The organism is Sinorhizobium sp. CB7 (assembly GCF_041357635.1).
In the GTDB taxonomy this organism is placed as follows: domain Bacteria; phylum Pseudomonadota; class Alphaproteobacteria; order Rhizobiales; family Rhizobiaceae; genus Rhizobium.
Genome location: NZ_JAULLL010000002.1, coordinates 102,914 through 129,253 on the forward strand (window position 1 = coordinate 102,914; position 26,340 = coordinate 129,253).

Below are 26,340 nucleotides of genomic sequence, written 5' to 3' on the forward strand. Positions count from 1 at the left end.
ATCATGTCCAAGGCGCGCACTTCCCCGATCCGTACCGGCCTCGTGCATCTGGCGTTGATCGCCTACACGCTGGTCGCCATTTTCCCGGTGTTCCTGACGATCATCAACTCGTTCAAGGATCGCAACTCGATCTTCCGCACCCCGCTTACGGTGCCGACACCATCTTCCTTCAGCCTGATCGGCTATCAGACCGTTCTGGGGCAGGGCGATTTTGCGACCTATTTCCAGAACAGCTTCATCGTGACGGTCGCTTCGATCGTCCTGGTGCTGCTGTTTGGCGCCATGGCCGCCTTCGCGCTTTCGGAATATCGTTTCCGCGGCAATACGCTGATGGGCCTTTATCTCGCGATCGGAATCATGATCCCGATCCGGCTCGGCACGGTCGCGATCCTGCAGGGCATGGTGGCCGCCAACTTGGTCAATACGCTGACGGCGCTCATCCTCGTCTATACCGCACAGGGCATTCCGCTTGCCATCTTCATCCTGTCGGAATTCATGCGAACCGTTTCCGACGACTTGAAGAACGCCGGACGCATCGACGGCCTTTCGGAGTATGCCATCTTCTTTCGCCTCGTGCTGCCGCTGGTGCGGCCCGCCATGGCGACGGTCGCCGTCTTCACCATGATCCCGATCTGGAATGATCTCTGGTTCCCGCTGATCCTGGCGCCGAGCGAGGTTACAAAGACCGTGACGCTCGGTTCGCAGATCTTCATCGGCCAGTTCGTGACCAATTGGAACGCGGTGCTTGCGGCGCTGTCGTTCGCCATCCTGCCGGTTCTGATCCTCTATGTCATCTTCTCGCGGCAGCTCATCCGCGGCATTACCTCAGGAGCGGTCAAGTGAGTTCAACCGATAAGCCAATCCGCGTGCTTGTGGCCGGTCTCGGCAATATGGGCAGGAGCCATGCGTTCGCCTATCACAGAAATCCCGGCTTTGAGATCGTCGGTCTCGTCAACCGCTCCCGGCCTGCCTTGCCTGAGGAACTGAGGAGCTATGACATCCACCCCGATTTCAAGGCGGCGCTCGCCGCACTGAAGCCTGATCTCTGCTCGATCAACACTTATTCCGATAGTCATGCGGATTATGCCGTTGCAGCTTTCGAGGCGGGTTGCGATGTCTTCCTCGAGAAACCGCTGGCGACGACAGTTGCCGATGCGGAGCGCGTCGTGGCAGCTGCCAAGGCGAGCGGACGCAAGCTCGTGATCGGCTATATTCTGCGTCATCACCCATCATGGATGCGGCTGATCGCAGAAGCCCGCAAACTCGGGGGACCCTATGTCTTCCGCATGAACCTGAACCAGCAGTCAAGTGGCCCGACCTGGGAGACGCACAAGTCGCTGATGCAGACGACGTCGCCTATCGTCGACTGCGGCGTCCACTATGTCGACGTCATGTGCCAGATCACTGATGCCAAGCCGGTCGAAGTGCGTGGCATGGGCCTGCGCATGTCGAACGAGGTCGCGCCAGACATGTACAATTACGGGCATCTTCAGGTGATATTCGAGGATGGTTCCGTCGGCTGGTACGAGGCGGGCTGGGGACCGATGATCTCGGAGACAGCGTTCTTCGTGAAGGACGTGATGTCACCGAACGGTGCGGTCTCGATCGTCATGGACCCCCATGCGAAATCGGACGACATCGACACGCATACCAAGACATCCGTCATCCGGCTTCACACCGCCGAGACCGGCCCGGACGGAAGGTTCATCCGGCCTGACCAGGATATGCGGATGGACGGTGAACCCGGCCATCAGGAGCTGTGCGAACTGGAGCAGGCCTTCATGCTCAAGGTTATTCGCGAAGATCTCGATCTCGACCGCCATATGAGCGACGCCGTGCAGTCACTGCGCATCTGCCTTGCCGCCGATGAAAGCGTGCGCACCGGCAAGCCTGTCAAACTGTAAGGAATAGATAGTGGGATCGCTTCAACTCAAATCCATCCGCAAGGCCTACGGTACGCACGAAGTGCTCAAGGGCATCGATCTGGAAGTGAAGGATGGCGAATTCGTCATTTTCGTTGGCCCTTCCGGCTGCGGCAAGTCGACCCTCCTTCGCAGCATAGCTGGGCTGGAGGACGTCACATCCGGCGCCGTCGTCATCAACGGCAGGAACGTGACGGTGACCCCGCCCGCCAAGCGCGGCATCGCCATGGTTTTCCAATCCTATGCCCTCTATCCGCATCTGACCGTGAAGGACAATATGGGCCTCGGTCTCAAGCAGGCGGGCAAGGCGAAGGACGAGATCGATACGCGCGTCGCCAAGGCTTCCGGCATGCTGTCGCTCGACCCCTACCTAGCGCGGCGGCCGGCTGAGCTTTCGGGTGGTCAGCGCCAGCGCGTGGCGATCGGTCGTGCGATCGTCCGCGAGCCGGAACTCTTCCTGTTCGACGAACCTCTGTCGAATCTCGACGCTGCATTGCGCGTGCAGACCCGTCTCGAAATCGCGCAGCTCCACCGTCGCCTGAAAGCAACGATGATCTACGTGACCCACGACCAGGTCGAGGCGATGACGCTCGCCGACAAGATCGTGGTGCTGAACGCTGGCGCGATCGAGCAGGTCGGCTCGCCGATGGAGCTTTACAACCGCCCGGCCAACATCTTTGTTGCCGGTTTCATCGGTTCGCCGCAGATGAATTTCATTCCGGCAGAGAGGCTGGGAAACAAGGGTGCCAAGACGATCGGCATTCGCCCTGAACATATCACGCTGTCGCGCGAGCAGGGCACATGGCAAGCCAAAGTCATCCATGTTGAGCATCTGGGCGCCGACACGATCATCTACCTCGAGACCGAACAGACCGGCCTGCTGACGGCGCGGCTTTTCGGCGAACATAAATATGCGCCGGACGAGATCGTTCATGCGACGCCCGATCAGGATCACATGCATCGGTTCGATGCAAACGATCGGGCGATCAGGGCCTGAAAGATCAGTCAGGACGCCCGCAGATTGGTGTGGGAAACCGGCCTGAAGGCGGAGCGGATGACCTCCGCCATACTCTCGACCGCGGGGCTCGAATGATAGGCGTTTCGCCTGAGAACCACCCGCGATGAATCGACGGGCGGGAATCCGTCGTCCATCGTGAGTTCCCGGCAATCGGGCGGGATGTTGCTGCGTGACAGCGGCGCGATGCCGAGACCGGCGGTCACGGCGATCTTGAGGCCGCCGCTGGTGTCGCAGCTGTAGGCGATGCGATAGGGCAGGCCATGCTGTTCTAGTGAACGGATGGCAAAATCCGTGCACCAGGTTGATCTGCCATAGACCGCGATCGGCATCGGATTGCGTTCGTGCAATCGATGAACGGTCGAGGTCACCCAAACGGTCGGATCGATGAAGAGCACTTCGCCGTGAACCTGGGTGCTCCAGTCAAACACAACGGCGAGGTCGAGCGCGTCATTTTCGAGCGCCGCCATTTGTTGCGCCGTATATCCGCACATTACAGTGACGTCGACGGATGGATGGCTTTCAGCGAAGGCCGCCAGGGCACGCGGCAGCACGGTGTGGAGGTATTCCTCGGGAATGCCTATCCGCACCGGCCCGTCCAGCGGTCTGCGCCGCATGGCGGCAGTCGTCTCGTCCATCAACCCGACGATACGACGCGCATAGGGGAGGAGTTGCCGACCAACTTCCGTCAGAGCGACACCGCGCGGCCCGCGCTCGAAGAGCGGCTTGCCGATACTCTCTTCAAGCTTCTTGAGCTGCAGGCTCACGGCGGATTGCGTGCGTCCGATGTCGTTTGCCGCGTGCGTTACATTTCCCGCCTCGGCGACAATCAGAAATACACGCAACAGATCGCTTTCAAGAGGTGCCTGCATACAATCCGCCATGAGGTTTTCCAATGGCAGGCATTGTCACTATTCGTTTGTGCCATGTCAAATGGCGCATCAGCATGTCTGCTGTTAGAGAAGGGAGAAGAGGTGATGATGTCTGTCGGAAGCGAGAGGTTGCGGCTGACTTCAAGCCTTCAGGCGAGATGGCGCTGCTACCGCCAATGGCTCCAGGAGCGGCGTGCGTTGACGGAGATCGTTCAGCGTAAGGACAGCCATCTATTGCGGGACGCAGGGTTGTCCGAAGCGGATGTGCGTGAGAGTTTGAGGGTGCTGCCTTTTCTCAAGTCCCTTATCTCGGCAACGAATGGACGCGAGCCAATGGCAAACCGCATCGTCAATTTCTCGACGCCGTCGGCTTCGATCGTGTGGCTGCATACGAGAGAAATTGCGGGAAGAGCAGGCCCGCCTGAGCGCACAGTGGATAGTTGCCCGCAGGTAGGCGCGTCAGTCACAACGCTGCGTTCGCTTCAAGGCCCGAGAGGATTGTCTTGAGCCCGAATTCGAACGCATGGTCGAAATTCCATTGGGACTCGATCGAGCCAGTTCCGGAAAACTCTTCTCGACTTCGCGGATCCAGGCCCTTCGATGGCCCGCGCGCTTCGTAGGAGGCTTGGCCAAGCGTAAAATTCATCAGGAGGTAAAAAGCACGCAGGGCATTTTCTCCGCGTATGCCGATTTCCTCCATGGCACTGAGAGTGATTTCGATCGGGCGGAAAACCTTGGATGGAGGCTTTTCCAGCGTTTCGAGCAGCCGAACCGCTTCGGGATGGGTGCGGCATAGCAGTCGCAATTCCCGGAAGCAAATCATGATGCGGTCGCGCCAGTCCGATCCCGCCCCGGAGAACTCCGCATGATCAAGCAAGATCTCTGTCACGCCTTGCAATAGATCCTCCTTGCTCGAGACGTGATTGTAGAGAGCCATCGGGCTCACGTTGAGGCGATCAGCAAGCCTTCGCATGGTCATCGAACCAAGGCCGTCTTTTTCCAGCATGAGGAGAGCTTCGGCAAAGACCTGCTTTCGGTCGAGGCCGATCTCACCGGCTTTCGGCCGTCCCCGTTGCCGGCTCTCCTTTAATGTCCCGGTTCTCGTCATAATAGGCCCTTGACCCAGCAAATCCGTGAGCCATTTTTAAATATACACTGTAAATTAACAAGGTGAGTTCAGATGCTGACGATACTTCAGTTGGTGTCGGTCTGCCTGACAACCGTCGCGCTGGTGACGTCGCTCGCCCACGTGCTGGAACTGCCGGGGAAAATGCGCCTCGAACGCGAGGCTTACGTGACGACACAGTCGATCTACTATCCGGGTTTTACGATCGCTGGTTTCGGCGAGATACTGGCGATCGTGGCGACACTGGCACTCATCATCGCTACCCCTCGTGGGGACCCGTCCTTTCGGTGGATAATGCTGGCTCTGATCGCGCTGATAGCCATGCATGGCTGCTACTGGCTGCTGACCCATCCGGTGAACAGCTTCTGGCTCAGGGATCAAAGACTGGAGGGTCTCGGACAGCGTTTCTTCTCCGCTGGCTCGGTTGATCCGGCTGCCGAGACGACAGAAGGTGACGACAAGCTTTGGCGCCGCTACCGCGATCGCTGGGAATATTCACATGCCATTCGGGCGATCTTCGCCGTGGTTGCCTTCCTCTCACTTCTGATAGCATTGGCTTTCTGAGACGTGAACAGAGCTACGATTACCCACTTTGTACGAGAGGATGCGACGTCAGGATTCCCCGGCAAGTCGGGCCGTCAGTTCTTCGACACCGACGTCAGCCTCGACGGCGTCACCACGGACCAGAAGATAGAGGCCGAGCACGAGGGTCAGAGCCGCAATGAAGAGCAGGTAGTAAGCGTGGGCCATTGGATTGAAGGGCAGCAGTGATGTGACTGCAAGCGGCGTCAGCCCGCCAAAAATGGCGTAAGAGACGTTGTAGGAGAAGGAGAGCCCCGTAAAGCGGACACGCGCCGGAAATGCGCGGACCATGACATAGGGAGCCGCGCCAACCATGCCAACAGCGAGCCCCATAATGGCGTAGAGCACGAAGAGGGCGGTTATCGACGCAGCGGCGTAGCTGTAGAACGCCCATGTCGCAATAGCGAAAAAGAGGCTGGCGGAAGAGAAAAACCTTCCTGACCCGATCCGGTCGACGATGACGCCTGCGCCAGCTGTGCCGACGATCAGAAAAAGCGTGCCGAAGCTTGTGGCAGCGAGGGACTCTTGTGCCGTGTAACCATAAAGCGTCTGCAGGAATGTTGCGGTCATCAATGTGGTGACAACGACGCCGGCGGAAAGGATCCAGGTCAAAAGCATCGAAATGACGACGCCGCGCCAGTGATCCCGCAGCACCACCTTCAGCGGCAGCTCCGGGACCAATGAATGGGTCTGCTTCATCTCCGAAAAGATTGGCGTCTCCTGCAGCCACCGCCGGAGAAAAACAGCGATAAGACCAAAAATACTCCCGATGAAGAAAGGAATGCGCCAGGCGTAGGCGGCAATATCATTTGGGGAGAAGAGGAAATTGACGAGGGCGGCGATGAAGGAGCCGAGCAGGATACCAAGCGTCAGACCGGAACAGAGGAAACCGCAGGCGAAGCCGACGTGACGAAACGGCACATGCTCCGCAACGAAGGTCCAGGCGCCCGGCACTTCGCCGCCGATCGCCGCGCCTTGCAGGATGCGCATGAGGACAAGCAGGATAGGGGCAGCAAAGCCTATGGACGCGTAGGTCGGCATCAGCGCCATGCCAAGCGTTGCGAGCGCCATTAGCAGGATCGAAAAAGCGAAGACGCGCTTGCGACCGAAGAGATCGCCGAAATGGGCGAGAACAATGCCGCCGAGCGGGCGGACGACATAGCCGGTGGCGAAGATGCCGAAGGTCTGAAGCAGCACCAACCAATCAGGCATCTCCGGCGGGAAGAAGAGCTTGCCAATGACGGTCGCAAAGAAAACGAAGATGATGAAATCGTAAAATTCGAGCGCCCCGCCGAGGGCGGAAAGGCCGAGAGTTCGAAAATCCCGAGAGGTCAGGCGCCGAGGGGCAACGGGCGCTGTGGGGGACATGGCACCAAGCTCGCTGAACGATAGATCGCTTCGTCCTTGCGATATCGGGTTGCGCAATTCAAGTGCTTTTTGCCGCGGCGGATAGCTCGGTCGTTGATCGCGACGCGGAAGGATGATGGCAAAAAAAGAGAAAGGCGCCACGATATCGCGGCGCCTTGGAGAGATATCTTTAGTCAGCGATGACAAGGAGATCAGACGAGGAGAAGCGCAGCGTTACCTTCTCGCCTGTCGCAGGCGGCATGAGGCCCGGATTGTTGAACATGTCGAAGGATATGACGTTGCCGCCGACATTCATGCGCGTACGGATGACCGAGCCCAGGAAGTGGGCGGAGACGACGTCGCCGGTCAGTGCCGTATCGCCGCGGGCGCTCTCAGCCAGTGATCCAGCCTCCGGACGCAGCGCCAGCGAGACGGTGTCTCCGGCCTTGAAGGCGTTGACCGACTGCTTCAGCGTCACGCCCTGATCGCCGATGGCGATGCGGTTGGCGGCGGGATCAACGACCTTGGCCTCGATCATGTTCAGGGTACCGACGAAGGAGGCGACGAAGCGTGTCGCCGGGTTGTTGTAGATCTCGTAGGGGGTACCGATCTGATCGGCCTTGCCGGCATTCATCACGACGATGCGGTCAGAGATCGAGAGCGCCTCCTCCTGATCGTGCGTGACGAAGACCGTGGTGATGCCGAGTTGCTGCTGGATGGCGCGGATCTCCTCGCGCAAGGACACGCGGATCTTGGCGTCGAGAGCCGACAGCGGCTCGTCGAGCAGCAGCACCTGAGGTTTTACGGCGAGCGCGCGGGCAAGCGCCACGCGCTGCTGTTGGCCGCCGGACATCTGGAACGGATAACGATCGGCAAGATGGTCAAGCTTGATGAGGCTGAGCATTTCCTTGACCCTGGCATCGATCTCCGGCTTGGTGAGGCCGGCGATCTTGAGGCCGAAGGCGACGTTGTCATGGACGGTCATGTTCGGGAACAACGCATAGGCCTGGAACACCATGCCGATGTTACGCTGGTTCGGCTTCAGCGCTCGCTGATCCTTGCCGTTGATGGTCAAAGTGCCACCGGTCGGTGTTTCGAAGCCGGCAATCATGCGCAGGACCGTGGTCTTGCCGCAGCCCGACGGGCCGAGGAAGGAGATGAATTCTCCCTTCTCGATAGTCATGTTGAAGTTCTTCACCACCTGAACGGGGCCGAAGGATTTCTGGATGTTGGTCAGCGTTAGAAAGGACATGAGCCAATACCTTAAGCTTTTGCCGGTGCGGCTTTATGGAATCGCGAGACGAGTTGCAGAAGGCCCATGCTGAGCCAGGTGATCGCGAAGGCGATGACTGCAAGCGCCGAAGGCTCATAAGCCTTGTTGGCGCCGACGAGCTGCAGATAGGGACCAAAGGCCGGACGGTTGAGCAGTGCGGCCATGGTGAATTCTCCCATGACGATCGCGAGCGTGATGAAGGCGCCGGAAAGAACGCCACTCATGACATTCGGAAAAATGCACTTGAACATGATCGTTGTCCAGTTCGCTCCCAGACTTTCGGCAGCCTCCGTCAATGTACGGACGTCGATCGCCCGCATGGCGGTATCAACGGCGCGGTACATATAGGGGAGTGAAAGGGTGATATAGGAGAAGACGAGGAGGATATTGGTACCCAGCGAATTGGCAGTCAGCGGCAGGATCGATGAAGAGTTGTAAAGGCGGAGATAGCCGAACACGATCACGATCGCGGGAATGACGAGCGGCAGAAGCGTGATGAACTCGACGATCTGGCGCATCTGCGGCAGGCGCAGCCGTACCCAGTAAGCCGTGGGTACGACCAGGAGCATGCCAAAGACGATGGTCAGCAGCGCCATCAGCATCGAATAGCCGAAGGTTTCTCGGAACTGGATTTCCGAAAAGACCGACTGATAGGCATCGAAGCTGTAAGTACCCCGACGCATGCGCAGCGAGAATTCGATCGTGCCGATCAACGGAATGATGAAATAGGATGCGCCCAGAATAATGGCGATCCAGGCACCGAGACGTTGAGCTTTCATTTCTGCCACCGTTCAGCGCGCATGCGCAGCATGAGGTAAAGAACATTTGAAACGCCGGTGATGACGATCATGCCAAGCGCGATCGCATAGCCGAGATTGGGATTGTGCAGCACGTCGCCGCGGATCTGTGCATAGAGCAGGATCGGTACGATGTTCAGCGAGCTGCCGGTCAATGCATAGGCCGTCGCGATGGCGCCGAAGGCGTTTGCAAACAGAAGCAGCGTCGTACCGAGCAGGCTCGGCCAAAGGATTGGCAGGGCGACCATGGACCAATATTGGCGATTGGATGCACCAAGCATTTCCGCAGCTTCACGCCATTCCCTCTTCATGCCGTCGAGAGCCGGAGTCAGGATCAGCACCATCAGCGGAATCTGGAAATACATGTAAGTAATGGTAAGGCCGAAGAAGCTCAGGAGATTGAATCCGGTCCCGTAGAGATTGAAACCGAACCAGTCGCGCAGAAAGACGGTGACAAGGCCGGTGCGGCCGAGAGTTGCGAGAAAGGCGAAGGCGAGGGGCACGCCCGCGAAGTTGGAGGCGACGCCGGAAAAAGTCAGAAGGCTTGACCTTATCCAACTCGGCAGACCGCCAAGCACGACAGCCCAGGCAAGGAAGAAACCGATCAACGCGCCACCCAGCGCGGATGCGACGGAAACACGGATACTGATCCAATAAGCGCTCAGAATGGAGGGAGTGAAAAGATCGGCGATATTCTTCAGCGTAAAAGCACCATCCGGTGTCAGAAACGCGCCTGCTACAAGATACAAGGTGGGAATAATCAGAAACAGCAGTGCAAAAATTATGAAAGGTGCAATGCCCAGCCAGTCGATCACCTTGTCTCTGGTGATCATTGGGGCCGCGCTCACCGCGGGCGTTGAAACAGTGCTCATCGAACTCATCCAGGGGGCGTTGGAGTGAGAGAAGCCTCCCCGCCGGTATGACGGGGGGGCTGGATCGGCCAATTACTGAACGTTGGCGCCTACGACGCTGTCCCACTGCTTGGAGATGACGCCGGCACCGGCCTTCTGCTCTTCGACGCTCGGGAAGACAGCCTTGGCATAGTTTTCAGCCGGCGGCAGCTTGTCGAGAAGCTCCTTCGGAACCTTGCCGTTCTTGGCGAGGTCGTTGAAACGGATCGGGTGGCAGTAGCCCTTCAGCCAAGCGAGCTGACCTTCGTCGGAATAGAGATATTCCATCCAGAGCTTCGCGGCATTCGGATGCGGAGCAAAGGCGGAGATCGCCTGGACGTAAACGCCGGCGACGACGCCCGTCGACGGGACGACGACTTCCACCGGCGGGTTGCCCTTCAGGCTGTCGCGCCATGCGAGGCCATTGTAATCCCATGCAATGACGATCGGCGTGGAGCCTTGAGCGAGCGAAGCGGACTTGCCGATAACCGGAACGAGATTACCGGCTTTGTTGAGTTCGCCGAAGAACTTGAGACCGGCGTCGGCGGCCTTGGCAGCATCCTTTTCGCCCGCGCCGAGACCTGCCGCGTAAACAGCCTGATAGGCCTGGTTGGAAACGCGAGGGTCGCCGGCGAGCGAAACAGCGTTGGCGTAATCGGACTTCTTGAGGTCAGCCCAATCCTTCGGAACCTCCTTGACGATGTCTGTGTTCACAACAAAGGAGAGAACGCCGTAGTAGTCGCCGTACCAGTAGCCATCGGCATCCTTGGCGCTATCCGGAATGGAGTCCCAGGTGGAAACCTTGTAGGGCATCAACAGGTTTTCAGCCTTGGCCGACGGGCCGAAGGCGAGACCAACGTCGATAACGTCCGGTGCCTGCGGGCCGGTGTTGCCCTTGTTGGCCTTGATCGCTTCGACTTCGTCGCCCGAACCGGCATCAGGATTCAGTTCGTTGACCTCGATGCCGTACTTGGCCTTGAAAGCAGCGATCATGTCGCCATAGCCACACCAGTTGTGCGGAAGAGCGATCGTGGTCAGCGTACCTTCCTTCTTGGCGGCGTCGATCAGCTCCTGGCTCGGCTCAGCGGCGGCGATCGCGGTCGATGCCACGATCATCGCAGTAGAAAGCGAAAGCAGTCGAGAAACGTTAGAGATCACTGTTGTTCTCCTTTGGGTTTTCAGTGTCTAGGCGATGCTGTTACTGACGTTACGTGAAGCTTGTGTGACGGTTCCGTGACGATAATTCTCCATATGCTGCAGGGCTTCGCACGAAATGTTTCATTTGCGACGCACTGTTCAGATTAGGACAAACGCCATTGCTAATATTCTCTGGCAAATGGCATCGGTTCTTCTTTAGCCGGGCCTGCTGAAAAGCTTGCTCTGCTCAAACAGACCTTCCAGCGTCTTCATACGCTCCTTGGTCTCGTCCCATGTCGAATTCTGAACCGCCTCTATCAGTGCTTCGACGATGAACAGGGTCACGACCGATGAATCCCAGGCGGAGGGCGCTTCGATCTGTACGCGAAAGGCATGACGCGCGTATTTCACGACAGGCGAGGCCCATTGGTCCGTGAAGACGATGATCTCGGCTTCGCGTTTGCGGGCCGCGGCCGCCAGGTTGACCATTTCCTGTTCATAGCGCCTGATATCGAAGATGATCAGCAGATCACCGGCGTTCATGTTCAGAACGTATTGCGGCCATGAGCTCGAATTGGAGGAGAGCAGGGTGGTGGCCGGGCGGATAACCTGCATGTGGGTGAAGAAATATTCGGCCAAAGCGCCGGTGATGCGCCCGCCGACGAAATAGAGGCCGCGTTTGCGCTCTGAAAGCAGGGCTGCGACGCTGTCGAAGGTACCGCTATCCAGATCAGACAACGTCTGGCGCAGGTTCCCCATGATGGCGTCGGCGAACCGGTTCAGGATATGTGTGCCGGGCGCATTGGATGCCCAGCGATCGTGCTTGGTGATCGGATTGGAGATCGTTGCCTCGACCTCCTGATGCAGGCGAGCCTGAAAGTCTGGATATCCTTTGAAACCAAGCTTCTGCATCATGCGGGCGACGGTCGGTGTCGAGACGCCAGCATTTTCTGCAATCGCCGTAATGCTTCCAAGGCCGGAAACTGGATAGTTGTCCAGCAGGCTTTCCGCAAGCTGCTTCTCCGCACGCGTCAGTGTGCCGAACTGCGATCGGATGACGTCCGAAACTGTCCTCGACACAATGGTCACGTGCTCTTTGCTCCCCGGACTGGTCTTCGCCAGTCTTCGCTCAGATTTAACAACCTTGACCCTGCGGGTGTCAATTGTGACTCTGAAAAGAAATTTTCAGTATTTGCTTGACAGAGCCGGCAAGCTGAAGAATTCTTTTCTTATAAAGAATTTATTAAGGGTGCAGGTGGGGGCGCCTCCGGTGCTGGCTCAGTTCACGATCTTGACGGAAGCGGATGGCAAATGTGTCGAGGTTGAAAGGCCTGACGGCAAAAGCTCCGTCTTTATCATCTGCGAGCATGCTTCCCGCGCATTGCCTGAGCGGTTCGGCGATCTCGGCCTTTCCGAGGAGGCCCTCCGCAGCCATATAGCCTGGGATCCCGGCGCGCTCGCGGTCGCCAGAGGCATGTCGTCTGCGCTTGATGCGACGCTTGCCTATCAGCGCTTTTCGCGCCTGATCTACGATTGCAACAGGCCGCCGGAGTCTCCGGGTGCCATGCCGGAGGTCAGCGAGGTTTACGCCATTCCGGGAAACCTGGGCCTCAGCGCCGAGGAGCGCCAGGCGCGGACGCATGCGCTCTATATCCCTTTTCACGACAGCATCCGCGCCCTGCTCAGGGATCGCAGGGCACGGGGGCAGGACAGCATTATCGTCACCATCCATAGTTTCACGCCGGTCTACAACGGTGAACCGCGAGCTGTCGAACTGGGCATCCTTCACGACGAGGATGCACGGTTCGCGGACCGGATGCTGGAAGCGGCGGCAGATGCACCGCTCTACAGAACCGAGCGCAACGCGCCTTACGGTCCGAAGGACGGCGTCACCCATACGCTGAAGCTGCACGGGCTCGCGAACGGCCTGCGCAACGTAATGATCGAGGTCCGCAACGACCTCATCGCAGACGAGGTCGGCCAAGGGGTCATGGCCGACTATCTGACAGGGCTCATCCAGAAAAGCCTGGAAGCCTGACAATTTAAAAAAGACCCCAGGGAGCAGTTCAACTGCGATCGGGCCGACGGCAAAGCCGACGGCCGAATTGGCACAGGATCGTCGGCAATTCCGCTGGCGATCAGATTTAGGGGGAAGTCATGTCTGACTATACCGAATCGGACAAAAAGCAGGATATGCAGGTCCTGCATTCGATGGGCTATGCCCAGGAACTCGAACGGCGCATGAGCCAGTTTTCGAACTTCGCGGTGTCGTTCTCAATCATTTGCATTCTTTCAGGCGGCATCAACTCGCTGGCACAGGCGACGTCCGGCGCCGGCGGGGCGGCAATCGGCATCGGCTGGCCGCTCGGTTGCTTCATTTCGCTCGTCTTTGCAGTCGCCATGGCGCAGATCGGCTCCGCCTATCCGACAGCCGGTGGTCTCTATCACTGGGGTTCTATCCTCGGTAACCGCTTTACCGGCTGGCTCACGGCCTGGTTCAATCTTCTTGGCCTCGTCACCGTTCTCGGAGCCATCAACGTTGGAACCTATTACTTCTTCATGGGCTCCTTCGGCACCAGATATCTGGGGCTCGTCGACACCACGACAACGCGTATTGTGTTCCTGGCTGTCATCACCGGCCTGCAGGCGCTGGTAAACCATATGGGGATCGGCTTGACCGCGAAGCTGACCGACTTCTCGGGCTATCTCATTTTCGCAACGTCGATCGCTCTTGCGGCCGTCTGCCTGATTGCAGCCCCGTCCTATGATTTCGCCCGTCTCTTCACTTTTGCCAATTTTTCGGGCGAGGCGGGCGGCAACGTCTGGCCGGCGAACTCCGGGCTTTGGGTCTTTCTGCTCGGCTTGCTGCTGCCGATCTACACCATCACCGGCTATGACGCATCCGCCCACACATCCGAGGAAACAGTAAAGGCGGCTCATTCGGTGCCGCGCGGCATGGTTTCATCGGTGCTTTGGTCGGCGCTTTTCGGCTACATCATGCTGTGCGCCTTCGTGCTGATGATCCCCAACATGGAGGAAGCAGCCAAGCAGGGTTGGAACGTCTTCTTCTGGGCGATGGATTCACAGGTCAATCCGGTCGTCAAGGATCTGCTCTATCTCGCTATCTTCATCAGCCAATGGCTGTGCGGACTTGCAACCGTTACCTCGGTTTCGCGCATGATCTTCGCTTTCTCGCGAGATGGTGGACTTCCTGCCTCCAAGGCACTGTCTCGGGTCAGCCCGATCCATCGTACGCCGGTGGCAGCGATCTGGACCGGTTCGATCCTGTCGGTCCTCTTTGTCTGGGGTTCGTCGCTGGTTTCGATCGGAGACACGCCGGTCTACACGATCGTTGTGTCCTGCACCGTCATCTTCCTCTTCTTCTCCTTCGCCATTCCGATCACCCTCGGCCTCTTCGCCTGGGGAACGCCGAAGTGGGACAAGATGGGACCGTGGAACCTCGGCGAGGGCGTGTTCAAGCTGTTCGCCGTTCTGTCGATCGTCGCGATGATCCTGATCTTTATCCTCGGCATTCAGCCGCCGAACGATTGGGCGCTCTACATCACCGTGGGCTTCCTTATCCTGACCGGCATCGTCTGGTTCGGCTTTGAAAGCCGTCGTTTCAAGGGACCGCCGATCGGTGATGAAATAGCAAAGCGCCGGGCGGAGATCGCCGCAGCGGAAGCGGCGGTCGGCGAGACCGATGTCGATAATGTCATACCCGGCAAAGCATAACCACGTGTGGAAAGATTATGGGGCCGCGCAATGGCGGCCTCATTCGCCCCGGCGTGCGGCAAATGATCTTCCGATCCATCGCAGCGTATTGCCGGTCATCCTTTCGAAATTCAGGCGGATCAACCATGAGCACCAGCTATTCATTTGACGAACTCAAGAAGGATGTTGCCGAGGGGCGCATCGACACGGTTGTTGCATGCCAGGTGGACATGCAGGGCCGGCTGATGGGCAAACGCTTCCAGGCCGAATACTTCGTTGAACACGCCTGGAAGGAGACCCATAGCTGCAACTATCTCCAGGCGACCGACATGGAGATGGAGACCGTCTCCGGCTACAAGTCGACGAGCTGGGAAAAGGGCTATGGCGACTATACGATGCGGCCGGACCTTGCGACGCTACGGCGTATTCCCTGGATCGAAGGCACGGCTCTCGTGCTCTGCGACGTGCTCGATCATCATGGCCATGAGGAAGTAGCGCATTCGCCGAGGGCTGTGCTGAAGAAACAGATCAAGCGATTGGAGGCAATGGGCATGAAAGCCTACATGGCCTCCGAGCTCGAATTCTTCCTGTTCAATCAAAGCTATGAAGAGGCGCACGGCTCCGGCTATCGCAACCTCAAGCTCGCCAGCCCCTATAACGAGGACTATCACATCTTCCAGACGACCAAGGAAGAGGATGTGATGCGGGCGATACGCACGGGGCTTCAGGGTGCGGGCATTCCCGTCGAGAATTCCAAGGGTGAAGCATCTGCGGGGCAGGAAGAGATCAATGTCCGCTACGCTGATGCGCTGACGATGGCCGACCGTCATGCAATCATCAAGAATGGCTGCAAGGAGATTGCCTGGTCGAAGGGAAAGGCCGTTACGTTCCTAGCCAAGTGGAGCTATACCTCGGCCGGCAGCTCGGCGCATATCCATCAATCGCTCTGGAGCGCCGATGGCAAGACACCGCTCTTCTTTGAGGAAGGTGCAAAATACGGCATGTCCACGACAATGAAGCACTATGTCGCCGGCCTGCTGACGCATGCGAGCGAGATCACCTATTTCCTGGCGCCCTATATCAATTCCTACAAGCGCTTCATGGCAGGCACATTCGCGCCGACCAAGGCGATCTGGAGCAAGGACAACCGAACGGCCGGCTATCGGCTCTGCGGTGACGAAAGCAAGGCAATTCGCATCGAATGCCGCGTCGGCGGTTCCGATCTCAATCCCTATCTGGCCTTCGCGGCATTGCTTGCTGCGGGCATCGACGGCATCGAGAACAAGCTTGAACTGGAAGCGCCCTTCGTCGGGGACGCCTATGGCGCGCGTGAGATTCGCGAAATTCCGCGCACGTTGCGCCATGCCGCCAGCGCCATGACCGGATCGGAGATGCTGCGCGCCGCCTTCGGCGACGACGTCATCGATCACTATACGCGCGCCGCCGAATGGGAGCAGGAGGAATATGACCGGCGCGTCACCGACTGGGAGGTGGCTCGAGGATTCGAGCGGGCGTGATTGCCTTTCGCAGTCCCGGCCCGTGCCCAGGGGCCTCGCATAGGAAAATCTGTCTGTCTCCTTCGCTGTTTCTTTCCTGCATATGAGGAAGAAGCTAGAGTGGGTGCAGCGTAATCAGCAAGAGCATTTGCTCGAAAAGATAGAGACAGGAATTCGATCGTGACGATGATCACATGTATTTCTCCCGTGAACGGGGAAGTCTACGCGGAGCGCGCTGCGTTTTCGCTGGAAGCCGCCAAAGAAGCCGTCGCGCGGGCGCGCAAGGCGCAGAGGGTCTGGGCGCGCCGGCCGCTGGAAGATCGCGTGCAACTCGTCCTGAAAGGGGTCGCGCGACTGAACGAGATGTCGGACGTCGTCGTGCCGGAGCTCGCCTGGCAGATGGGGCGGCCGGTCAAATATGGCGGCGAATATCGCGGCTTCAACGAGCGTTCCAACTACGTCGCCTCAATCGCCGCCGATGCGCTGGCGCCCATGGTTGTCGAGGAGAGCGATCGTTTCGAGCGCCGCATCGAGCGTGAGCCCCATGGTGTCGTCTTCGTCATCGCGCCCTGGAACTATCCTTACATGACTGCGATCAACACGGTCGCACCGGCCTTGATGGCGGGCAATACCGTCGTTCTAAAGCATGCCAGCCAGACGCTTCTCGTGGGCGAGCGGATGGTACAGGCTTTCGTCGAGGCGGGTGTTCCGGAAGACGTCTTCCAGAATGTCTTTCTTGACCATGATACAACCTCGGCATTGATCGCCGCCGGCAGCTTCAACTTCATCAATTTCACGGGTTCCGTCGAAGGCGGCCGTTCGATCGAACGTGCTGCGGCTGGCACCTTCACCGGTCTCGGTCTCGAACTCGGCGGCAAGGATCCTGGATATGTCATGGAGGATGCCGATCTTGATGCCGCCGTCGATACGCTGATGGATGGTGCGACCTATAATTCCGGTCAATGCTGCTGCGGCATCGAGCGCATCTATGTGCATGAGTCGCTTTATGATTCGTTCGTCGAGAAATCCGTCGCCTGGGTTTCGAACTACAAGCTCGGCAATCCGCTCGATCAGGAGACCTCGCTAGGGCCGATGGCAAACAAACGTTTCGCCAAAGTCGTGCGTGAACAGCTTGCCGATGCGGTGGCCAAGGGCGCGAAGGCCCTGGTGGATCCAAAGCTCTTTCCCCAAGACGATGGCGGAGCCTATCTCGCGCCGCAGATCCTTGTGGATGTCGACCATTCCATGACCTTCATGCGCGAAGAGACCTTTGGGCCAGCGGTCGGCATCATGAAGGTCAAGAGCGACGAGGAAGCGTTGGCGCTGATGAATGACAGCCAATATGGGTTGACAGTCTCGCTCTGGACGAAGGTTGCAGAACGAGCTGGGCGGCTTGGACGCGAGATCGAGACGGGTACCGTCTTTATGAACCGCGCCGATTATCTCGATCCGGCGCTCTGCTGGACCGGCGTCAAGGAGACCGGTCGCGGCGGCTCGCTTTCCGTCCTCGGCTTTCATAATCTGACACGTCCGAAATCCTACCATCTCAAGAAAGTCACCGCATGAACATCACAGCCAATTGGAGCTACCCGACCGCCGTCAAGCTCGGCCGCGGCCGCATCAAGGAACTCGCGGAGGCATGCAAGTCGCTCGGCATCAGGAAGCCGTTGCTGGTGACCGACAGGGGGCTTGCCTCCATGGCCATCACCGGGGCCGCGCTCGATATTCTGGAAGATGCGGGCCTCGGTCGCGCCATTTTCTCGGAGGTCGATCCGAACCCCAACGACAGGAATCTGGATGCCGGCGTCAAGGCTTTTAAGGATGGCGGTCATGATGGTGTCGTCGCTTTCGGCGGCGGCTCCGGTCTGGATCTCGGCAAATGCGTCGCCTTCATGGTGGGCCAGACCCGCCCGGTCTGGGATTTCGAGGATGTCGGCGACTGGTGGACACGTGCAAGTCTTGAGAACATAGCGCCGATCGTCGCTGTGCCGACGACCGCCGGAACCGGCTCGGAGGTGGGGCGAGCAAGCGTCATCACCAATTCCGCCACGCATGTGAAGAAGATCATCTTCCATCCGAAGTTCTTGCCGGGCGTCGTTATCTGCGACCCGGAACTGACCGTCGGAATGCCCAAGATCATCACCGCCGGCACGGGCATGGACGCCTTTGCGCACTGCCTCGAAGCCTATTGCTCGCCCTTCTACCATCCGATGTCGGCCGGCATCGCGCTCGAAGGCATGCGGCTCGTCAAGGAGTTCCTGCCGCGCGCCTACAGGGAAGGGACTGATCTCGAAGCGCGTACCAACATGATGAGCGCCGCCGCGATGGGGGCTGTCGCCTTCCAGAAGGGGCTCGGCGCCATCCACGCGCTATCGCATCCGATCGGGGCCATCTACAACACGCATCACGGCATGACCAATGCCGTCGTCATGCCGGCTGTTCTGCGCTTCAACCGCAAGGCCATCGAAGAAAAGATCATGCGAGCAGCCGCCTATCTCGGTATTTCCGGCGGTTTCGACGGTTTCTACGACTACGTCCTGAAGCTTCGCTCGGAACTCGGCGTTCCGGATAATCTGACCGCTATGGGAATCACGCCGGACCGGATCGATGAGCTATCGGCCATGGCGATCGAGGATCCGAGTGCCGGCGGCAATCCGGTGACCATGACGTTAGAAAACACGAAGGCGCTTTTCGAGGCGTGCTTCTGATCAATAGAGGCGGACCTTCGACTCGCCCGGAAGGCCTTGCGCTTTCCGGGCCTTTTTGTTCAGAGGGTCCACCATCCGTGCTCGGGCATTAACATTCTGCGGGGGCTGCTTCCTCAAAACCGGAATCGATTTTTTGGGAACAAAAACATGTGGCAATTCAATATGCTACAGCCATCGTCGAGTGGCTGAAGGGACGCACGGCGCTGTCAGCATGAGAAATCCGTACTGCAATTTAGCGAGGCGCGTTTAGGATTTATTAACCATGATTGGAAAGGATGGGTTAATCGCACGATGTTCTCGACAGTGCGTTTTTTGAGCGATACCGGCTCGCGATACTTCCCGGCGAGGATTGAAAATGCCAGTCATCACATTTGCAAACACGAAGGGCGGCGCCGGCAAGACGACAGCCGTTCTCCTTCTTGCGACTGAACTCGCCCGCAAGGGCTATCGTGTCACCGTCCTTGACGCCGATCCTCAGCACTGGATTACACGGTGGTACGAAATATCCGGGCATGTGCCGAATGTTTCGGTCATCGATTTCGTGACGTCAGCGTCATTGCCGCAGCATCTCTCAGAATGCAGGGACGGCACGGATTATTTCATCATCGATCTGCCAGGCGCACGCACGCCCTTGCTGGCAACGGCGATCGGTCTTTCCAATCACGTGCTGATACCGATCCAGGGCTGCGCGATGGACGCGCGCGGTGGCGCACAGGTGCTGGAACTGCTGCAATATCTCGAAGACAAGGCCAAGATCCGCATCGCCCATTCCGTGGTATTGACGCGTGTCAATTCACTAGTGACGACCCGTGCTCTTCAGACGGTCAAGGCGCTGCTTCACGAGCGGCAGGTCCCGGTCCTCGATACGCCGATCATCGAGCGCTCGGCTTTCCGCGATATCTTCGACTGTGGCGGCACGCTCTACACGATGGATCCGAACCGCGTCAGTAATCTCGACAAGGCCCAGGAGAATGCCCGCCTCTTCGCAGAAGAGATGATGGAGAAGCTGCCGGCGCGTTTGCCTGTGGCAATTCGTGCGCGCGAAGCCATCAGAAGCGCTGCCTGAAGAACCGAGTGAATACGAAAATGATAGAGCCGCCGGATCGTTCCGGCGGCTTCATTCATTTCTGTGGTGTGGGTCAGTCGACGAATTCGACCGTGACGCCGGGCGTGACCATTTTGGCCAGCTCGGTCGCGTCCCAGTTGGTCAGTCTTATGCAACCGTGGCTCTGGGTGCGGCCAATCCTTGTGGGATCCGGCGTGCCGTGGATCCCGTATGTCGGCTTTGAAAGGGCCATCCAGACCGTGCCGACCGGCCCGTTAGGGCCTGGCGGAATGTTCAGGATCTTGTCGTTGCTGCCCTGCTGGAAATTGATCTTCGGATTGTAGGTGTAGCCCGGATTGAAAGCGACACGCTCGACCGTAACTATGCCGGAGGGCGAGGGGGTGTCGGTTGAGCCGATCGAGGCTGGATAGGCGGCAATGAGGGCACCGGTGGCGTCATAAGCGAAGACCTGCTTGCGACCCTTGTCGGCGATGATACGGGCGACACTGCCGGACTTGGGAGAGCCCGGATTGACGACCTTGATGACTGTGCCCGGTACCGTAAAATCAGCTCCAGGGTTCATTTCCTTGAGGAAATTTTCGTCCATGTGGAAACGCTCGGCGAGCATTTCGGTTGTCGACGTGTAGCCAAGCGAGGAAAGCTGCGCTTTCTGGGAATAATCCTCGGGGATTTCAGCGACGTAAGGGCCTGCCGCATCGGCGGGCGTAATCGTGTAGTTGATGACCGGCAGGCCGCCGGACATCCGCAACTGTTCCAGAATGCTGTCGGTGTTGTTCGGATCGAGTTTCTCGCCCGTCATCTGCTGATAGGCATAGATCGCCTTCGAGACGTTGGAGCCCATATGGCCGTCGATCACGCCCGGCGAAACACCCTGGCGGTCGAGAAACACCTGAAGAGCGACGATCTCGGGCTTAGATTTGTTATTGAGTGTAATGACCGGCTCTTCAGGCGCGCTCCTCTCGGTCGCGGGGGGCACCTGTTCGATCGAGGCATAGTCGTTTTCGCCCTGTGGATAGGAGCGACCGTACCCATCCGGCATCGGCTGATCGTCGAGCGGTTCGCGCTCGACCGATCCATATTCCTGGATGGAGCCGGTTACAGGGCCGCGTTCGGCATAGCGGTCGTCGCCATATCCGTCGTCGGGATAGCGCTGGTCGGCATAGCCGCCGTCGGCGTAATAGCCGTCATTGGCCCGGCGGGAAGGACGTCGCGGAAAATAGCGATCCGAACGCATTTCAGTTGCCACGACGTTCCCGTAACGGTCGATCAGTACCCTTTTGCCGCGCTGATCGCGCGCATACATGATGTTACGTGGCAGGTAGTCGAGTATCCGGCCATCAGGGGTGACGAAAACGACATCGCGGCCGCCCCAGCCGTATCCTTCCTGGGCCTGAGCGTCGGGCATAGCAAAGGGGAGGGCCGTCATGAGGGCGACTAGGAAAAGGCTGAATTTGAAGTAGCGATTCACCGTTTGACGTCCTCAATCAGAAACCTGGCTCACACACCTAGGAATTTTGACGCTATTGTGGAATTTATGAATTCGTACTGAATAAATTGTAAAAATTTCTGTGATTTACTTTCTGCATTAACGCCTTATCGGCAGTCTGGTTTCCTTTCAAGATGTCGACAGCCTTCCGGCATGTCTGCTTGGCAATTGACTGATATTCCAAGCGACCCTAATCCATATGGCCGGTCGTTTTGAGGCGGACTCTGGCAGGACGGGCACCGGGGAGGATGAATTTTTATGATGGAATTTGCTGCTGCGAAGGGTCCCCGGCTGATGCTGGATCCGGCTTCGGTAATGGACATCGGGGCATGTGTGGTCGAGGGGGTCGATCTTTCTCCAAAGCGCGCCATTCCGGATGACGGCGACCCGCGTATTGACCACTCCCTGGAAGGATTTCTGTTTACCTGTGGTCCTGACCATATCCGTCACAGGGAGCCGATACCCGGCAGGGAGGCCGTCTATCCCTTGCACGGGTCGTTTTCCTCCCATCCGGCGGATGTTCTCTGGGCGCGATTTGAGGATGGCAATGCGGAGTGCCGGGCCGATGTTTCTCTTGTAACGGTCGACGGGCAGCCGGTAAAACTGGAACGCCATTGGCTGATAGACGGCGCGACCGGTGAAATCCGGCTCGAGGACAGAGTCGTCAACGTGAGTGACGCGGCGATGCCCGTCTTTCAAATGTATCATATGAATATCGGTGGCAAGTGGCTCGACCGCGGTGTACGGCTGGCTGGCCATATGCTTGAAAATGGCGGCTTCCCCTGGATGTTCGGAGAAGAGCCCGGCGGCATCTTTTGCGTGCCGGCGCCTGCAGCGAGCGATGGATGGGCGGAAATCCGGCTGGGGCCGATTGCAGCAATCGGCGGCAGAACATTGCGGGTGCGGTTCCGTGCCGCCACGCTTCCTTTCCTGCAGGTCTGGCGTAATCAGGGCGCGCCGGCCAATGTATTGGGCCTGGAGCCGGTGTCGCATCGATGGGTATCGCGCGGCGAACTCGAACGGGCGGGGGAGTTCAATATCCTGCAGCCGGGCGAGAGCCGCAGCTATGCGCTGAGCTTCGCCTTCGTCGCCGAAGCGCAAGGTTGACGCTGGCACGCCTGCGGCGTAGACCAGCAGCCAGCAGTTTGAAGAGGACAAGCCATGGACATTCGCCAGATCGATGACGAATACGCTGTTTCAGGTCAGATCACCGTCGAAGATCTCGACGAGATCAAGGCCATGGGCTTCAAGTCGATCGTCTGCCACCGTCCGGATCACGAGAGCCCCGATCAGCCGCTCTTTGCCGATATCGAAGCGCGGGCCAAAGAGCTCGGGCTGGAGATCACGCATGTACCGGTCGGCCCGATGGGCGTGACGGAGGAAGCCGTTCGGGGGATGGTCGATGCGCTCGACGAATTCCCGCGTCCGATGCTCGGCTATTGCCGTTCCGGGGCGCGCTCGACGGCGATCTATCAGAAGACCCATCACATCCGCACCTGAATTCCATATCCCGGCGCCCAGCTTCTGAAAATCGTGATCGATTTTCGGAACGCCATGCATCGCTCAAAGCAAATAGGACGTTCTTGGCGCGCAGCATCTCGGGAGCGCTGTCTCCAGCGGCGCTTTTGTTTTTACTATCCAACCTACCGATTCAGGAGAGAAATATGAGCATCAAGCGTATCGACGTCGGCCCGCGCATGAGTGGCGCCGTTATCCACGGCAACACGGTCTATCTCGCCGGCCAAGTAGGCGAAGGTGAGAGCGTCACCGAACAGTGCAAGTCGGCGCTGGGCGAGGTCGACCGTCTTCTCGCCGCCGCTGGCACGAACAAGTCGAAAATCCTGCAGACGCTGATCTACCTCTCGGACATCGCCTATTTCGCCGAGATGAACGCTGCCTGGGAAGCCTGGGTCGATCCGGCCAATACGCCGGCCCGCGCCACCAGCGAAGCCAAGCTCGCAGCACCGAAATACAAGGTCGAGTTCATCATTACGGCTGCGCTAGACTAAGTTCAGCGCACCTTCGCCTGACGAAGCCGATGGGTTCGCTCACCGGCTTTTTGTTTGGGCGATTTCGGAAAGCGTGCGTGACGGCGTAATGGCCTCCGGATCAAGCTTTATCTCGATGATGGCGGGCTTGCGGCTTTCGCGCGCACGCGCAAAGGCGAGTGCGAATTCCTGCGTCGTCTCGACCGTTTCGCCATGACCGCCAAAGGCGCGGGCAAGTGCGGCAAAATCCGGATTGGTAAGATCTGTGGCACTCACCCGTCCGGGATACTCGCGCTCCTGGTGCATTCGGATCGTGCCGTAGATGCCGTTGTTCACCACGACCGCAATGATCGGCAGATTGTAGCGGACGGCGGTCGCAAATTCCTGACCATGCATGAGGAAGCAGCCGTCGCCGGCAAAGCAGATGACCTCGCGTTCCGGAAACAGCCGTTTCGCTGCAACAGCGGCCGGCAGACCATAGCCCATGGATCCGGAAGCCGGCGCCGCTTGCGTGTTGAATTTCCTGAAGCGGTGAAAGCGATGCAGCCAAGTGGCGTAATTCCCTGCACCATTGGTGAAGATCGCATCCGGCGCGGTGTTGGCCTCCAGCCACTCCATGATCGGCCCCATCTGCACGGCACCGGGGCCTGTCTGCGGCGGCTTCGACCAGGTGAGATAGGCCTCATGCATGCTTCCGGTGCGATCCGCCCAGCGCGGTTCGGATGGCGCTTCAAGGTCTCTAAGGGCGGCAACGAAGTCGTCGGGGCTGGCGCAGATTGCGAGATCGGGTCTGTAGACGCGGCCTAGTTCCGATGGATCCGGGTGAATATGGACAAACGCCTGCGACGGGTAGGGGATATCGACCAGCGTGTAGCCGGAGGAAGGCATTTCCGAAAGGCGGCCACCAAGCAGGATGAGTAGATCGCTTTCCTTGATTTGTCGTGCGAGCGCCGGATTGATGCCGATGCCGACATCGCCGGCATAGCAGGGATTGAGATGATCGAAGAGCATCTGGCGACGGAACGAGCAGCCCACAGGCAACTTGAAGCGCTCGGCAAAGGCGGCAAAATCCGCGACGGCATCCTCGCTCCAGCGCGTGCCGCCGAGGATCACCATCGGGCGTTCTGCAGCGATAAGGCGCAGGTAGAAATCATCAATCTGGCTGCGGCCCGGATGCGCTTCGACCTTCGTGTAGTGCTTGGCACGCGGCGCTTCAACCTCGTCGCGCAGCATATCCTCCGGCAGGGTGAGAACGACAGGCCCTGGGCGGCCGGAGGTCGCAATCGAGAAGGCGCGGGTGACGAATTCCGGAATGCGCGCGGCATCGTCGATCTCACCGACCCATTTGGCGAATTCGGTGAAGGCACGGCGGAATTCGACCTCCTGGAAGGCCTCCCGTTCGCGCGCGTCACGCTGTACCTGGCCGATGAAGAGAATCATCGGGATCGAGTCCTGTCTGGAGATGTGCAGACCTGCGGAGGCGTTGGTGGCACCCGGTCCGCGTGTGACCATGCAGATGCCGGGTTCACCGGTCAGCCGGCCCCATGCGTCAGCCATCATGGCGGCGCCGCCTTCCTGCCGGCAGACGATAACGTCGATGTCGCTGTCGTGCAGTGCATCGAGCACCGCGAGGAAGCTTTCGCCGGGCACGCAGGAAATGCGCTTTACGCCGTTTGCTTCAAGGGCCTCAACGATGAGCTGGCCGCCACTTTTCTTCATGACTTCGTTTTCCTCTCCAATTCCTCGAGCTCGGCGAGAACCTCCTGCTGATGCTCGCCCAAGCGGGGGCTGGGCTGCCGGTAGTCCAGCGGCGTTTCCGAGAGCAGGATCGGAGTCCGAACACCTGGGATTACCGTTCCCGCATTATCCGTCAAATCGATGCGTAGTCCGCGCGTCTGAATCTGCGGATCGGCGAACATTTCTTCGATCGTGTTGATGGCGCCCGCCGGCACTGCATTCTGCTCACAAGCCTTCAACAGCTCAGCTTTTGGCCATTTTGCCGTTGCCGCGGAGACAAGACGGCGGACATCGTCGCGATGGGCAACGCGCGCCTTGTTGGTCGCATAGCGATCTTCGCCGGCGACCGATTCGATGCCAAGGATCGCGCACAACCTGCGGAACTGACCGTCATTGCCGATCGCAAGGATGAGATAACCATCGGCGGTAGGCACGACCTCGTAGGGCGAGATATTGGGATGGGCATTGCCGAGACGCTGCGGGGCGCGGCCGGAGATCAGGTAATTCATATTCTGGTTGGCCAGCACCGCAGACTGCACGTCAAGCAGGGCCATGTCGATAAATTGGCCCTCGCCGGTCTTCAGAGCGTGAATCAGCGCGGCTTCGATCGCTGAGACCGCGTAGATGCCCGTGAAGATATCGGCGATGGCGACGCCGGCCTTCATCGGCTGGCCCTCCGGATCCCCGGTAATCGACATGAAGCCCGACATGCCTTGCACGATGTAGTCGTAGCCGGCGAGATTGGCGTAGGGGCCGGTTTGGCCGAAACCGGTGATGGAGCAATAGACGAGCTTGGGGTTGGTCTTTCGCAGGCTTTCATAATCCAGCCCGTATTTTACCAATCCCCCGACCTTGAAGTTCTCGATGAGAACGTCGGCCGTCTGGACGAGCCGGCGAACAAACGCCTGGCCTTCCTCGGTCTTGAGGTCCGCTACGACCGATCGCTTGCCGCGATTGGTGGAATGATAGTAGGCGGCGGAAAGAGCTTCGCCATCGCTGCCCTCGACAAAGGGAGGCCCCCAGTGGCGTGTATCGTCGCCGCCTTCCGGGTTCTCGATCTTGATAACGTCGGCGCCAAGATCAGCGAGCATCTGGCCTGCCCAAGGACCCGCCAGAACCCGAGCGAGTTCGATGACCCGAATACCGGCAAGCGGCGGTTTCTTTTTCGTTATTTCCGTCATGAT

General features: G+C 58.8%; 24 protein-coding genes. 13 read left to right on the forward strand and 11 right to left on the reverse strand.

Features of this window, described 5'->3' with window-relative positions:
• Window positions 1-3: 3 nt before the first annotated feature.
• Genes AAE029_RS04650 through AAE029_RS04660 form a run of 3 tightly spaced genes read left to right on the forward strand, consistent with a single transcriptional unit; the run spans window position 4 to window position 2,919 of the window.
• Window positions 4-843, forward strand: coding sequence for a carbohydrate ABC transporter permease (locus tag AAE029_RS04650; protein WP_371071639.1), 840 nt, complete (start codon window positions 4-6; stop codon window positions 841-843).
• On the forward strand, window positions 840-1,904 hold the full coding sequence (locus AAE029_RS04655) for a Gfo/Idh/MocA family protein (RefSeq protein ID WP_371071640.1): 1,065 nt from the start codon (window positions 840-842) through the stop codon (window positions 1,902-1,904). The genes AAE029_RS04650 and AAE029_RS04655 overlap by 4 nt, the downstream gene beginning before the upstream one ends.
• 10 nt (window positions 1,905-1,914) lie before the next feature.
• Entirely contained in the window at window positions 1,915-2,919 is a 1,005-nt protein-coding gene (locus AAE029_RS04660; RefSeq protein WP_371071641.1) for an ABC transporter ATP-binding protein, read from the forward strand.
• 8 nt (window positions 2,920-2,927) lie between these two features.
• Here AAE029_RS04660 and AAE029_RS04665 read toward each other — a convergent pair whose 3' ends face one another.
• Window positions 2,928-3,809 carry a LysR family transcriptional regulator gene (locus AAE029_RS04665; RefSeq protein ID WP_371072093.1) on the reverse strand — a complete coding sequence of 294 codons (882 nt, stop codon included), beginning with the start codon at window positions 3,807-3,809 and terminating at the stop codon, window positions 2,928-2,930.
• Window positions 3,810-4,272: 463 nt separating this feature from the next.
• Window positions 4,273-4,917: a TetR/AcrR family transcriptional regulator C-terminal domain-containing protein gene (locus AAE029_RS04670; RefSeq protein ID WP_371071642.1), complete on the reverse strand. Its 645-nt coding sequence runs from the start codon at window positions 4,915-4,917 to the stop codon at window positions 4,273-4,275.
• A 72-nt stretch (window positions 4,918-4,989) separates the two neighbouring features.
• On the opposite strand from AAE029_RS04670, the gene AAE029_RS04675 reads away from it, so the two are divergent.
• Complete coding sequence (locus tag AAE029_RS04675) at window positions 4,990-5,499, forward strand: anthrone oxygenase family protein (RefSeq protein ID WP_371071643.1); 510 nt, start codon at window positions 4,990-4,992, stop codon at window positions 5,497-5,499.
• A gap of 48 nt (window positions 5,500-5,547) precedes the next feature.
• Here the strand turns inward: AAE029_RS04675 and AAE029_RS04680 are convergent, their stop codons facing one another.
• From AAE029_RS04680 to AAE029_RS04705, 6 genes are all read right to left on the reverse strand, one after another.
• Window positions 5,548-6,885: an MFS transporter gene (locus AAE029_RS04680; protein WP_371071644.1), complete on the reverse strand. Its 1,338-nt coding sequence runs from the start codon at window positions 6,883-6,885 to the stop codon at window positions 5,548-5,550.
• Window positions 6,886-7,054: 169 nt separating this feature from the next.
• Entirely contained in the window at window positions 7,055-8,116 is a 1,062-nt protein-coding gene (locus AAE029_RS04685) for an ABC transporter ATP-binding protein (RefSeq protein ID WP_371071645.1), read from the reverse strand.
• 11 nt (window positions 8,117-8,127) lie between these two features.
• On the reverse strand, window positions 8,128-8,916 hold the full coding sequence (locus AAE029_RS04690; protein ID WP_371071646.1) for an ABC transporter permease: 789 nt from the start codon (window positions 8,914-8,916) through the stop codon (window positions 8,128-8,130).
• Window positions 8,913-9,806: an ABC transporter permease gene (locus AAE029_RS04695; protein WP_371071647.1), complete on the reverse strand. Its 894-nt coding sequence runs from the start codon at window positions 9,804-9,806 to the stop codon at window positions 8,913-8,915. The genes AAE029_RS04690 and AAE029_RS04695 overlap by 4 nt, the downstream gene beginning before the upstream one ends.
• A gap of 72 nt (window positions 9,807-9,878) precedes the next feature.
• Window positions 9,879-10,982, reverse strand: a complete 1,104-nt coding sequence (locus AAE029_RS04700) for an ABC transporter substrate-binding protein (RefSeq protein WP_371071648.1) — start codon at window positions 10,980-10,982, stop codon at window positions 9,879-9,881.
• A 195-nt stretch (window positions 10,983-11,177) separates the two neighbouring features.
• Window positions 11,178-12,050, reverse strand: a complete 873-nt coding sequence (locus tag AAE029_RS04705; RefSeq protein ID WP_371071649.1) for a MurR/RpiR family transcriptional regulator — start codon at window positions 12,048-12,050, stop codon at window positions 11,178-11,180.
• Window positions 12,051-12,231: 181 nt separating this feature from the next.
• Here AAE029_RS04705 and AAE029_RS04710 point away from each other — a divergent pair, with 181 nt between their 5' ends.
• The 6 genes from AAE029_RS04710 to AAE029_RS04735 all read left to right on the forward strand — a co-directional run bounded on the left by AAE029_RS04710 (window position 12,232) and on the right by AAE029_RS04735 (window position 19,945).
• Window positions 12,232-12,999, forward strand: a complete 768-nt coding sequence (locus AAE029_RS04710) for an N-formylglutamate amidohydrolase (RefSeq protein WP_371071650.1) — start codon at window positions 12,232-12,234, stop codon at window positions 12,997-12,999.
• Window positions 13,000-13,118: 119 nt separating this feature from the next.
• Window positions 13,119-14,696 (forward strand): amino acid permease, encoded by a 1,578-nt coding sequence (locus AAE029_RS04715; RefSeq protein ID WP_371071651.1) that lies wholly within the window; start codon window positions 13,119-13,121, stop codon window positions 14,694-14,696.
• A gap of 125 nt (window positions 14,697-14,821) precedes the next feature.
• Window positions 14,822-16,192: a glutamine synthetase family protein gene (locus AAE029_RS04720; protein WP_371071652.1), complete on the forward strand. Its 1,371-nt coding sequence runs from the start codon at window positions 14,822-14,824 to the stop codon at window positions 16,190-16,192.
• Between the two features lie 159 nt (window positions 16,193-16,351).
• On the forward strand, window positions 16,352-17,737 hold the full coding sequence (locus AAE029_RS04725) for an aldehyde dehydrogenase family protein (protein ID WP_371071653.1): 1,386 nt from the start codon (window positions 16,352-16,354) through the stop codon (window positions 17,735-17,737).
• Window positions 17,734-18,879 (forward strand): iron-containing alcohol dehydrogenase, encoded by a 1,146-nt coding sequence (locus AAE029_RS04730; RefSeq protein WP_371071654.1) that lies wholly within the window; start codon window positions 17,734-17,736, stop codon window positions 18,877-18,879. Before AAE029_RS04725 ends, AAE029_RS04730 begins: the two co-directional genes overlap by 4 nt.
• A gap of 355 nt (window positions 18,880-19,234) precedes the next feature.
• Window positions 19,235-19,945, forward strand: a complete 711-nt coding sequence (locus AAE029_RS04735) for an AAA family ATPase (RefSeq protein WP_371071655.1) — start codon at window positions 19,235-19,237, stop codon at window positions 19,943-19,945.
• Between the two features lie 73 nt (window positions 19,946-20,018).
• Here the strand turns inward: AAE029_RS04735 and AAE029_RS04740 are convergent, their stop codons facing one another.
• The gene (locus tag AAE029_RS04740; RefSeq protein WP_371071656.1) at window positions 20,019-21,413 is read right to left on the reverse strand and encodes a L,D-transpeptidase family protein; all 1,395 of its coding nucleotides are present in this window, start codon (window positions 21,411-21,413) and stop codon (window positions 20,019-20,021) included.
• Window positions 21,414-21,689: 276 nt separating this feature from the next.
• Between AAE029_RS04740 and AAE029_RS04745 the strand changes: the two genes are divergently transcribed.
• The 3 genes from AAE029_RS04745 (at window position 21,690) to AAE029_RS04755 (ending at window position 23,440) form a co-directional block, all read left to right on the forward strand.
• Window positions 21,690-22,538 (forward strand): aldose 1-epimerase family protein, encoded by an 849-nt coding sequence (locus tag AAE029_RS04745; protein ID WP_371071657.1) that lies wholly within the window; start codon window positions 21,690-21,692, stop codon window positions 22,536-22,538.
• Between the two features lie 54 nt (window positions 22,539-22,592).
• Entirely contained in the window at window positions 22,593-22,931 is a 339-nt protein-coding gene (locus AAE029_RS04750) for a TIGR01244 family sulfur transferase (RefSeq protein WP_371071658.1), read from the forward strand.
• A 164-nt stretch (window positions 22,932-23,095) separates the two neighbouring features.
• Window positions 23,096-23,440 (forward strand): RidA family protein, encoded by a 345-nt coding sequence (locus AAE029_RS04755; protein ID WP_371071659.1) that lies wholly within the window; start codon window positions 23,096-23,098, stop codon window positions 23,438-23,440.
• 39 nt (window positions 23,441-23,479) lie between these two features.
• On the opposite strand, the gene AAE029_RS04760 is transcribed toward AAE029_RS04755, so the two are convergent.
• A complete protein-coding gene (locus AAE029_RS04760; protein WP_371071660.1) occupies window positions 23,480-25,138 on the reverse strand; it encodes a thiamine pyrophosphate-binding protein in 1,659 nt (552 codons plus the stop codon).
• Window positions 25,135-26,337: a CaiB/BaiF CoA transferase family protein gene (locus tag AAE029_RS04765; protein WP_371071661.1), complete on the reverse strand. Its 1,203-nt coding sequence runs from the start codon at window positions 26,335-26,337 to the stop codon at window positions 25,135-25,137. Before AAE029_RS04765 ends, AAE029_RS04760 begins: the two co-directional genes overlap by 4 nt.
• Window positions 26,338-26,340: the final 3 nt, after the last annotated feature.